General features: G+C 27.8%; 1 protein-coding gene. It reads right to left on the reverse strand.

Annotation, left to right across the window (positions count from 1 at the left end; translation table 4 throughout):
- Positions 1-503: hypothetical protein (locus EHU54_RS06120; RefSeq protein ID WP_400249515.1), on the reverse strand; the 503-nt coding region annotated here is incomplete at both ends.

Below are 503 nucleotides of genomic sequence, written 5' to 3' on the forward strand. Positions count from 1 at the left end.
CATTTCACTTATTAACATCGTTCTAATACTATCTAGTTCTTTTTTCGTATCAGCAAAACAAGTAAACATAACTGAAACCATTTTCAAGGTTTCACCACCATTTTGAACCATATTCATTAATTCTGTAAAATGTTCCAAATAAGATTGATACTTAATTTCTTCACTTGTTTTGCTTGTTGTTTGAATTTCAGCACGATTTATAGCATGGTCAAGCAATTTCAATGCTTCTTGTTCTGAAATATGATGAACCTTCATATTAACATTAACATTGTTCAAATTAGCAAGAAAACCCAACCAAGTATCAGGCACCAACAACGGATATTGTGATATAGTTAAATAAGAAATAAATTTACTATCAACTGTCACATAATTAGCAAATTGTCTAATTTTATGTGGTTTATCAACAACATTATTCGTCGGAATAATATTGCGTTGAACTAATAAACTTGTTTCTTCCAATGTTGCTTTAATAAATTTAATGTTATTATCAAATTCATTAATAA

It is taken from the genome of Spiroplasma sp. ald (assembly GCF_044714355.1).
In the GTDB taxonomy this organism is placed as follows: domain Bacteria; phylum Bacillota_I; class Bacilli_A; order Mycoplasmatales; family Mycoplasmataceae; genus Spiroplasma; species Spiroplasma phoeniceum.